The 9,404-nt window shown below is 44.7% G+C and carries 12 protein-coding genes and 1 tRNA gene; 2 read left to right on the forward strand and 11 right to left on the reverse strand.

Annotated features, from left to right (window positions below; genetic code table 11):
• The coding region (locus V7Q33_RS22005) for an alpha/beta hydrolase (RefSeq protein WP_333821292.1) at positions 1 to 970 on the reverse strand (970 nt) is incomplete at its 3' end.
• An 88-nt stretch (positions 971 to 1,058) separates the two neighbouring features.
• Between V7Q33_RS22005 and V7Q33_RS22010 the strand changes: the two genes are divergently transcribed.
• Positions 1,059 to 1,406 (forward strand): hypothetical protein, encoded by a 348-nt coding sequence (locus V7Q33_RS22010; protein ID WP_333821294.1) that lies wholly within the window; start codon positions 1,059 to 1,061, stop codon positions 1,404 to 1,406.
• Here the strand turns inward: V7Q33_RS22010 and V7Q33_RS22015 are convergent.
• The 10 genes from V7Q33_RS22015 to V7Q33_RS22060 all read right to left on the reverse strand — a co-directional run bounded on the left by V7Q33_RS22015 (position 1,403) and on the right by V7Q33_RS22060 (position 8,154).
• Positions 1,403 to 2,317 (reverse strand): TraB/GumN family protein, encoded by a 915-nt coding sequence (locus tag V7Q33_RS22015; protein WP_333821296.1) that lies wholly within the window; start codon positions 2,315 to 2,317, stop codon positions 1,403 to 1,405. The two genes, V7Q33_RS22010 and V7Q33_RS22015, sit on opposite strands and share 4 nt — an antisense overlap.
• On the reverse strand, positions 2,301 to 2,924 hold the full coding sequence (locus tag V7Q33_RS22020) for a hypothetical protein (RefSeq protein ID WP_331976974.1): 624 nt from the start codon (positions 2,922 to 2,924) through the stop codon (positions 2,301 to 2,303). The genes V7Q33_RS22015 and V7Q33_RS22020 overlap by 17 nt, the downstream gene beginning before the upstream one ends.
• Positions 2,915 to 3,406, reverse strand: a complete 492-nt coding sequence (locus V7Q33_RS22025; RefSeq protein ID WP_331976972.1) for an RNA polymerase sigma factor — start codon at positions 3,404 to 3,406, stop codon at positions 2,915 to 2,917. The genes V7Q33_RS22020 and V7Q33_RS22025 overlap by 10 nt, the downstream gene beginning before the upstream one ends.
• Positions 3,407 to 3,751: 345 nt before the next feature.
• Positions 3,752 to 4,891, reverse strand: a complete 1,140-nt coding sequence (locus V7Q33_RS22030) for an aminotransferase class V-fold PLP-dependent enzyme (protein WP_333821297.1) — start codon at positions 4,889 to 4,891, stop codon at positions 3,752 to 3,754.
• A gap of 48 nt (positions 4,892 to 4,939) precedes the next feature.
• Positions 4,940 to 5,320: a VOC family protein gene (locus V7Q33_RS22035; RefSeq protein WP_333821298.1), complete on the reverse strand. Its 381-nt coding sequence runs from the start codon at positions 5,318 to 5,320 to the stop codon at positions 4,940 to 4,942.
• 15 nt (positions 5,321 to 5,335) lie between these two features.
• Positions 5,336 to 5,848, reverse strand: coding sequence for a GyrI-like domain-containing protein (locus V7Q33_RS22040; RefSeq protein ID WP_331976966.1), 513 nt, complete (start codon positions 5,846 to 5,848; stop codon positions 5,336 to 5,338).
• Positions 5,849 to 5,884: 36 nt separating this feature from the next.
• A tRNA-Lys gene (locus V7Q33_RS22045) sits at positions 5,885 to 5,957 on the reverse strand.
• A 94-nt stretch (positions 5,958 to 6,051) separates the two neighbouring features.
• Positions 6,052 to 6,909, reverse strand: a complete 858-nt coding sequence (locus tag V7Q33_RS22050; protein WP_333821299.1) for a hypothetical protein — start codon at positions 6,907 to 6,909, stop codon at positions 6,052 to 6,054.
• An 18-nt stretch (positions 6,910 to 6,927) separates the two neighbouring features.
• On the reverse strand, positions 6,928 to 7,953 hold the full coding sequence (locus V7Q33_RS22055) for a hypothetical protein (protein ID WP_331976962.1): 1,026 nt from the start codon (positions 7,951 to 7,953) through the stop codon (positions 6,928 to 6,930).
• A gap of 3 nt (positions 7,954 to 7,956) precedes the next feature.
• Positions 7,957 to 8,154, reverse strand: coding sequence for a hypothetical protein (locus V7Q33_RS22060; RefSeq protein ID WP_331976960.1), 198 nt, complete (start codon positions 8,152 to 8,154; stop codon positions 7,957 to 7,959).
• Between the two features lie 657 nt (positions 8,155 to 8,811).
• Here V7Q33_RS22060 and V7Q33_RS22065 point away from each other — a divergent pair.
• Positions 8,812 to 9,351, forward strand: a complete 540-nt coding sequence (locus tag V7Q33_RS22065; RefSeq protein ID WP_333821301.1) for an REP-associated tyrosine transposase — start codon at positions 8,812 to 8,814, stop codon at positions 9,349 to 9,351.
• Positions 9,352 to 9,404 lie beyond the last annotated feature (53 nt).

Genomic DNA, 9,404 nt, shown 5'->3' on the forward strand with positions numbered 1-9,404 from the left:
GCTTCCTATACAGATCGTTCGGCGTAAGATTCACCGTGCGCACCTTGTTCAGATTATCGAAAGAGGTATCCATAAAGTACGGCTTCTTCTTCAATACATATTGCTCGATAAACCAAAGTATCTCATCGCCCTTTTCCTGAAGCGGTGTAAAAGAAACCTCGTGCCCCATGCCTACCTCACGGTAAATATAGTATGGATACTTTTTCTTCTTAAACACTTTTGCAATGTGGTTAGAACCATAGAACGCTTTATTGAAGAGTCTGATTTTGTTATAGATCACCAGTTTGTCGTCAGTACCATGAAACAGGAGTGTGGGAGCGGGGGGAGTTTTGTATTTCAAAGCACCATCAAAAGTTAATATAGCACCGGCAAAGGCAATTACGCCTGCATATTGAAAGTCGGCAGGGAGTACGTTGGCGATTGGTTTCTGATTGCGTTTTTCAAAATCGGCATGAAGCGCAGAAATGGCACCGGCACTTGACCCCGACACAACAATCATAGCGCGATCAATACCCAGCATCGTTGCATTCTTCAATACCCAGTTAGTAGCATCATATACATCTTCTACTGCCATGTTGATAGCGTTGCGCAGTGGCTTTACGCGAAAAGGTGTAATACGTTTAGCGCCAACCAAACCCAGCCGATAGGAGAGAGACACCACTACATATTTATTTCTGACGAGGGTATTGAAATAGGAATTGTATATCGGCTGGTCGCGTTTGCCGCGAATAAACCCGCCACCAAATATAAAGAGTACGCACGGGCTCTTGGCCGGTGCTTCCGGGTGCCGGTAGACATCCAGTTGTAAGGCGAGCGTGTCCTTTGTTGCAAACGTATAAGTCTTCTTCTCTACGTCATCATCGATCGGCACATGTTGTGCTAAGCCGATAGAGCTGAAGCCGATAACGAAAAGAATAACAAAGGCTATAAAAAGGTGAGGTTGAAAAGGTCTTGCCAAACGTTTCGTCATATCGAATGATTGATAAAGAAGCAAAATACAAAATCGAAGTTGCAGTGTATAAACACGTTCTTTAAAATTGTCGTGTAATTCATAGTCTATGCGAAAAGAATTGGCAAAAGAAGAAGGACAACGAAAGCGATTCAGGGCTGTGTTCAGCCGGTTCGGCAAGAAGGTTAACTATAAGGGTTATTCCGAAGAGACGGTGTTATTCCGCCATGTGGTAGACCTCGAAACAAACAATGTAGTTACCGATCATCTGTGGTTCAGCCTGACAAAAGGCTTTGAAAAACTGAATCTCTCCGAAGGCATGCAGGTGGAGTTTGATGCGCGTGTAAAATCATATACCAAAGGCTACGTCAACACGCGCTATAAGATCGATAAGAGTAAAGAAGATTATAAACTGAGTAATCCCACCAGGATTGTGCGGTATCATCAGAATGATTAGCGCACCGCTAATGGCTTCACGGTATAGCCGGCTTTTCGTAACAGAACGATCAATCCATTTTCGCCCGGCAAATGCCCTGCACCCACAGCTACAAAAGTAGATTGCTGTTTAAATATAGCCGGCAATTTTTGCATCCAGTCTTTGTTCCGGTTGTCCAGCATCACCGCCATTTCTGCAGGAGTATATTTGTCGGTAAAGGATTCCATTTCGGTGAGCTTTTGCAGGTTGCCGGCACGGTAAAGATCGTTCATCTCTTTCATTTCCTTTTCCAGCTCAGCAGGGTCTTGCAGCGATGTTACCAGTAACTCCGCCTGGCGCTTGTAACTGAATTGCTCCATCGAGGCGTAGGCCTGCACTTCAAACGACTCAAGGCCTATTACCGGTTTGCCTGAATCTTTGCCAAGCTTTTGAAAGTATAGATCCATGGCAACATCGGTTGCCTGATCCATCGCATAGAATTTCTTTTGCAGCATGCTCAGCATGAATATCTGGATGGTGAGCGGAGTAAAGCCGTTGAAGAACTTCAGGTCATATCCCGTAAGCTTCTGAAACAGCACTGCTGTCTTTTTATATTCTTCGGCCGTTAAAAGCTTGTCGAGTGTGGTGCCCTTCAGCATAGACAGTTGTGTGATGCGCGACATCATGGTGCTGTCAATAATCAATTCTCCCACCACCGCTTTGGTTTGATGGAAGGTTGACATCACCTTCGTTAAACTATCTACATATACTTTCCCCATCAGGTGGAACGTGCCAAACAGGTACGATGATTCTTTTAGTCCGTTGCCGGATACTTCCCACAAAAGCGAGTTTTCAACAGCTTCTTTTTTCTGTGCTGCGCTAAAGTGCACACATACTATAACAACAACAGTAAGTGAAAATCGTAAGGAAATTGTTCTATTGATGAATGTCATGCAGCAGGGAGCGAAGTTTTTCGAGGTGGTTGCCGTATAGTTTTTTCAGATACCAGTTTGTTACCCATGTGCTGCAGAAAAAGAAAATTACGGCTACCAACAGCAGGTATAGAATCGTGCGCGGCTGCGAAAGGTTGTTAATGAATTTATCGGGGCCATTCTCCAGCGCTCCAAACATAAGCCCTAACACAAAATATATAGGATAAAGAACTGTATAGCTGCGCTTGTAGAAACGAAGGTAGCTGGTAAGATCGTTTGTGAGCCTTTCCAGCGAAGCGCGCAGATTTTCAGCTGCCGGGTTGTAGTTTCGCAACAGCGTAAGCTTTTTAATATAGTAGAATGAATATGCTACAAACAACATAAGTATCGATACGGAAGTCCATTTGAGTGCACCGCTGGGCAGCGTAAGCGCATAAATGAGCAGCGCCAGGCCTGCCACGAGCGTAAAGATCAGTTCAAACCAAACACTGCGTTTCAGTTTGTCAACGATCGACAGGCTGTTGCCTTTCAGCATCGAGGCAATTTCGGCTTCATCTTTCAGTTGAAAACCCGGATCGTTATACTTCCATATACTTTGTAGTTCTTCCAGTTCCATGCTTACGGGCACATAAGTTTTCTTAATTTTTCGCGAATACGGTTCATGCGTACGCGTACATTGTTCTGCGTTATTCCAATAGTCTCTGCAATTTCATCGTAGGGAACTTCTTCCAGCGCCATCATAATCATGGCACGTTCAATTTCCGGAAGCTGGCGAACAGCCCACTGCAGTTTTTGAAAATCCTCTTCACGGTCATCGGCCCAATTGTCCGATATATTCATGTGAACTTCCTGCAGGTCTTCGGTTTTAACGAGTCGTGTTTGTTTTCGGAAACCCGATATAGCGGTGTTCAGTGCTATGCGATACATCCACGTGGTGATCTTGGCCTCGCCACGAAACGAAGGGAACGATCGCCAGAGTTGAAGCACAATCTCCTGAAATAAGTCGTTGCGCGCATCAGAGTCGTGCTCATACATAAAGCAAATTTTATGTATAAGCCCCTGGTGCTCGTTAATGAGGTTAATGAACCGCTGTTCTTCTCCGCTGGCCAAGTAAAAGATACTTTGGATAATGGGTCGAAGATAGGTAAAGATAATTACAGGTGGCCGGTAATTTATTCGAAAGGTAGCGTTAAAGAACCCGGGAAGGCGCTGGAAGAGGGTTGTATTTATTCTGTGGTAATCATTCCCAGTTACGATGGAGTGTGGGTAACTTTTTATATTCTATTCTGTGAGTTCTATGGGAAGTTTTTCTGTATTTATTTTAAAATCCCTATAACACAAAGGTTCACAAAGAAGACACCAAGTTGCACAAAGTTAAATGCATTTATATCTGTGATTTCATCTGTGAGTTCTGTGGGAAATATTTTACATGCTGCAGTTCAATTTGTGGCTGGATTATTTTATTATTTCTTCTATGGCTTCCAGTAGGCGTTGCACATCGTTGTTGTCGTTGTATACATGTGGTGAAAAGCGAACGGCGTTTCCGCGTTGGCTGATAAATATATTTTTCTTCTTTAACTCCGTTACCAGGTTGCCGGTATATCCGGGAGGCACTACGGCGCCAAACATGTGTGGACATCGGTAGGCACGATCGGGTACGCGAAATCCACGCTCCGCAAGATGGGTAGCAAGCCTATCGTTAATAGCTTGCAGCGACTGCACTATTGTATCAATACCCCATGCCTTGATCTGCTCCAGCGCAGCAATAGCACCGGGCAGGGTAGTCGATACACACTTCTCGCCCACATCAAACCGGCGTGCACCGGGCATATAGGTATCAGAGTATTTTACCAGCGATGCAAAGTCTTCCGCTCCCTGCCTGGCGAGCCACGATTCCTCCAGCGGCCGCGCATGGCGCCACGGTTCAGCTACATAGAGCAGGCCTACACCATACGGAAACAAAAGCCATTTATACCCGGCCGCCACCAGGAAATCAGGTTTCACCTGCTCCAGCGCGAAGGGCATAGCGCCCAGCGATTGCGTTGCATCGACCACCAGCGTACATCGATAGTGATTGCAGGCTTCCCGAATCTTTATCAAATCTATATAGGTGCCGTTTGTCCAGTGGCAGTTAGAGAGTGCTACTATTTTTACATGAAGGCTGAGTTCATCGATGATAGCTTGCGTCCAGTTGCCCGATGTCGGCGTTGGCACGGTGTGAACCGTTGCCTGCCTCTCGAAAGCTATCCGCTTCCATGGCAATACGTTGCTCGGAAATTCTTCAGCCATCACCAGTATACGGTCGCCTTTCTGCAGCTGATGTTCCAGGGCACGTGCAGCCGTGCTGATGCCATAGCTGGCAGACGGAACAACGGCATATCCATCCGCATCGCCACCCAGAAGTTCGCTTGCCAGCGTTCGTATAGTTTCGGCATCGTCAAAGAAATCAGAAGGCACCGTTTTCCACGGGTAACTTTTGCGCGCTATACCTGCTACAATACGCTGTTGTGATGCCCGCAGCAGCGGAGCACCATACGCGCAATTGAAATACGCTATATCTTCCGGAATATCGAATTGTGAACGCTGCGATTGCATAGAAGTATGATTTAATAATTACTCCAAACGTACATCCATACAAAGGGTTTATGAATCAGAAGTGCCTTCCGCCACGCGAATATAATAGCCGTTGATGTCGATGAAGGCAAATTCACGAAGGCCGTAGGGGTATTCCTTCAGCTCGCTGGCAATCGCTATATTTCTTCCTTTAAATTCCTGGTATATCGCATCGATGTTGCTTACAAACCAGAGTATATTCAGCCGGTGGGCTGGTGTGTTAATAGCTTCCGTGTGGGCGCGGTTTTCACCAAACAGTATACGCATATCATCCCGGCGCAAGCCACCATCTTTGTCGCCATGCGTCCACGCATCGTAGAAACCGAGCGTGTCGCGATAGTAGCGAAGCGTTTCCTGCAGATTTTTTACAGACAGATGTACTCCCGCATGCATGAATTTAACAGCTTTCATATTTGTCGGTGTTAACTATACTTTCTTTCGTATAGGCACCCATATATCTTCTTCAGACTCCGGATCGTTGTTCTTATACTTTTCGCCCAGTATCTCGAAGTGCTCACGACTGTCCACTTCATATTCCGACATCGGTATCCAATAGCCGAATATATATTGAAACATCTTAGCACCCATCGCCGGGTTTCCTTTATATGGAAACACTGCATATAGGCCACCTGCTAATGTAATCGTCTCCATGCCCGCAGGCACGTTGTCGAAATCCGTAACCTCCTGCGCTGCCCACTTCTCAAATTCTTCTTCCGCACTAAAGTATTTAAAGTCTTTCGAAGCGCTGTATACCTGCACCGAAAACAGATCGGCCGATACTGGGTTAATGATCTCTTTTCTCCGCGGCATAAAGCTCTGCCACAGCTCAAGGGTTTTATTATTTACCAGCGACATCGTCATGCGTTTGCCGACAAGCTTCTTTGCTGGTATAATTTCAATGCGTGGCTCAATGCCGGTAATGGGAGTGTAGGCTTGCATTTCGATAAAGGTTATGCTGCAGGTAATGATAACAAGTGACCCCGGAGAGACTCGAACTCTCGACCCGCTGATTAAGAGTCAGCTGCTCTACCAACTGAGCTACGAAGTCGGGTAAAAAATCAAGTGCAAAATTTAAGAATAATTTTGGAGTGCAATAGAGGTGGGCGGAATATCTGTTATTTTTTTATGCAGCACTCAATAAATTAATCGGTAGCAATCAGGTATTTACGCAGCTTGCCATCAACATTATAACCATACGAAGCCAACTCTGCATTTGTATTCTTAAAGTATTCTGTCCAGAATAAATGTATGTTGTCAATTTGCGCAGAGTTTCTTCCGGTGGCTCCGATAGCAAATACTGTACAGCCCGACAGATCGGGAATGCCGTTCGCTTTTTTTAAATCAGTCAGATAAGCCGTAGTCTGATCAGCGGTAACTCCGTGTTTTCTGTTGAAATTATATTCACGTGAATCCTGTATCATGTCGCTAAGCAGCACAATGATATTTTCACTCTTCAGCCTGATTTTTCCCAACACAAAATCTTCTGCATCCCGCATCGTTCCTCCCGCTGTATTAAACTCAATGAGATTGGTAGTTTGATGTATAGCCCCCAGAATGTCTGTGTACTCGGTATATTCTTTTCGAATGTGCTTTTGTGTTTTTAATGTTTCGGCAATTTTAGGAGCAGTTTCCTTCACGTAGTCCATAAATCTCTTTTTCAAACTATCGCCAGCATGTGCAAAGCCATCACTTCGCCGGCTGAATTGTTTTTCAACCAAGTCTTCATATACAAGTTTTACCGGCCGCATCTTCGAACCCTCATCAATAGGCACAACCACCAGGCAATCGTATGGCTTCATGTTCGGAAAGATAGTTTCCGTTATAACGCTTATATAGCTCTCTAATACCAGTTCTGTATTGCTTGCCGAGTAGTCCAGCAATACGATTAGCACTCTTCGTTTTTTCTCTACAAAAGAAGTACAGCTTGCAAAAAGCAGAATGAGGAACAGCATTGCCATGCATGCGAAAATCTTTACGAAAGTGAGGCCTTTGATAGACATGCGGGAGAGAGGTTTATTTTAATGTAATTCAGCAACAGGCTCGGGAGTAATTTCTTTCTGAGGCTCCAGCGCTGATAAAATGAATTTTACTTCCGTACCAAAATGTTCGAGTGCAGTATCTTTAAATGTTTCCAGGTCGGCAGGGTAGTGCTCTTTCGGATGGTCCCGCTTTAGGTTATAGTTCTCTTTATAAAGTCTAAACCGGCTGAATTTCTCCCACGACCTCCGGATGCTGTTGTCTACTATCTCTTTTACATCTTTCATGTTCGCTATAATAATGAGGTTGAGAACATGCAGCAGTTTTTCAGCCCTATAGTAGTTCAATGTGTTTTGAAACAGCTTGCCGTGCTGTTCTGAATCCCACTTGAAATAACCGGCAATAACAGGCAGGGCCATCGACAGAAGTATAAATCCGTAGAATAGTATATTTCCGGACCGGCCCCCTTCAATATCAAGCGCTCTTTCTCTCGATACGCCTATAATTGCAATCTCAACCATAACCAGCAGCACGGGTAAGATCACCAATCCAATGTATCGTTTTGTTCTTAAGTTCCGGTTATAGCTTTCGTCATCTTCGTGGCGTGCTGCATGACCCTTTACCCGAACCGATTCTTCCGGCAGAAGCTTGGTAAGAATGCCATCGGTTACCAGCATGGCTGCCAGCGCAAGTATAATGGACAAGCCCCAGCGAACCAGCACATATAGCAATCCTTCGCCCTGTATAAAAATCAATGTAGAGATATAGTTCAGAAATATTTCGAACAGGAGCGTTACATATACAACAACTTTCATCCGTCTCGATTTTCTCCTGCGAATGGCAAAACTTCCATCGTCCATACGATCGAGGTCTTCGCATTCCATAAATTCCTGTTTTCTTTTCTCCCGTTCCTGCCGCAACACCTGAATGTATGTTGTGAGAATATTTGTTTTTCTCACCGCCATGGTGCTCACATATTTGTTTGTGCACCGCTCGGCAAATTTTTTAATGCCTTCGGTATGGATGAAATACTGTCTGTATAACAGCCGGTATAGCAGATATTGCATAGGTTATAGTTTAGAGCGTTTACGAATGCGGATGTATAGTTTACCCATCGAGAAGAACTGAATGAACCCGGCAGCCCAGTATCTCCACCGCAGTATCCAGTAAATACCAAACGGTGTTCTGTAGATCTTCAGATTGTAATCTCCACCGCGCTCAAGAAGGTGAGTCCACAGCAGACGGTTAATTTTCCTTATTCGGGTCATGTTCGGGAGCGGTAAGGTATCGGGTAAAAAGCCAGTGAATATCGCTGAGCCTGCAGGCAGCACCAATTAAATTTTCCCAACGGCTATGAATACTTTCCTAATGCTATGCTATTGTTTCCGGCACTTTGGTGGCCGCTGGCTACAGCTACTGGCTTCTGGCTGTTGAATACTAAAGCAAAGAATCTATATTCCCATTGGTTGATCTTACTTCCCGACTTTCCGTCTTCCCGTCTTCTTACTTCTGGCTTCTTACTTCTTACTTCTGGCCTCTTACTTCTTACTCCCGACTTCTGGCTTCTTAATTCTGATTCTCTATCTTGCAGCATGAACGTTCGCCTGTCAAACAGCCAAAAGATAGAAGTCCTTAACTCGGCCGATATATTTACCATCATGCAGGCCATCTTGCTGCGCGAAAACAAAATCCGCAGAAACCAGGAGCACTTCCCATGCCCTTGTTGGTGTTCTTCACCAACAATCACACCCAATCCCACACTGATTTTTAAATGTTAACTGCTAATATACCCGTTATAAAAATTGGAAAGTACTTCTTTACGCATCGCACAATACCCATGCCCTTGTTGGTGTTCTTCACCAACAATCACACCCAATCCCACACTGATTTTTAAATGTTAACTGCTAATATACCCGTTATAAAAATTGGAAAGTACTTCTTTACCCATCGCACAATACGCTAAAGATCATCCAGACTTTATTACCGTTACATGCCTCGAATGGAAACCGGTTTTGCAAGACGATCGCTTTAAGGAAGTGATCATTTCGAGTTTGTCGTTTTTAAGTAAGGCGAATCGCGTTACAGTTTATGCTTTTGTTATTATGCAAAATCACTTTCACCTTGTATGGCAAATAATGAACGACCATACGCGCGAAGCCGTTCAACGCGATTTCCTGCGATTTACGAGCCAGCAGATATTAAAAGTTTTACGCAATGAGCAATCACCTATGCAGGATCTTTTGCTTGTTAACGCTAAAGATCGAAAGCACCAGGTATGGGAGCGTAATTCATTGAGTATATCGTTGTGGTCGGATAAAGTACTTTGGCAGAAGATAGACTATATCCATCAAAATCCGGTAAAAGCAGGCTTGTGTAAATATGCTACAGACTATTACTATTCCAGTGCCGCCTTCTATGTTCGAGGCGACAGGCGTTGGGATTTTTTAGCGCATGTCGATGGCTAGCGTAAAGCATGTGTGTGGGCGTTGTTGGTGAAGAACACCAACAAGGGCAGGGG

The organism is Ohtaekwangia sp. (genome assembly GCF_036786105.1).
In the GTDB taxonomy this organism is placed as follows: Bacteria; Bacteroidota; Bacteroidia; order Cytophagales; family Cyclobacteriaceae; genus Ohtaekwangia.

What these genes read in the sequence shown, in the direction of transcription:
- V7Q33_RS22010 (WP_333821294.1), top strand. Translation starts at nt 1,059, where the DNA reads ATGCGAAAAGAATTGGCAAAAGAAGAAGGACAACGAAAGCGATTCAGG.
- V7Q33_RS22015 (WP_333821296.1), bottom strand. Translation starts at nt 2,317, where the DNA reads ATGACATTCATCAATAGAACAATTTCCTTACGATTTTCACTTACTGTT.
- V7Q33_RS22030 (WP_333821297.1), bottom strand. Translation starts at nt 4,891, where the DNA reads ATGCAATCGCAGCGTTCACAATTCGATATTCCGGAAGATATAGCGTAT.
- V7Q33_RS22035 (WP_333821298.1), bottom strand. Translation starts at nt 5,320, where the DNA reads ATGAAAGCTGTTAAATTCATGCATGCGGGAGTACATCTGTCTGTAAAA.
- V7Q33_RS22040 (WP_331976966.1), bottom strand. Translation starts at nt 5,848, where the DNA reads ATGCAAGCCTACACTCCCATTACCGGCATTGAGCCACGCATTGAAATT.
- V7Q33_RS22050 (WP_333821299.1), bottom strand. Translation starts at nt 6,909, where the DNA reads ATGTCTATCAAAGGCCTCACTTTCGTAAAGATTTTCGCATGCATGGCA.
- V7Q33_RS22055 (WP_331976962.1), bottom strand. Translation starts at nt 7,953, where the DNA reads ATGCAATATCTGCTATACCGGCTGTTATACAGACAGTATTTCATCCAT.
- V7Q33_RS22060 (WP_331976960.1), bottom strand. Translation starts at nt 8,154, where the DNA reads ATGACCCGAATAAGGAAAATTAACCGTCTGCTGTGGACTCACCTTCTT.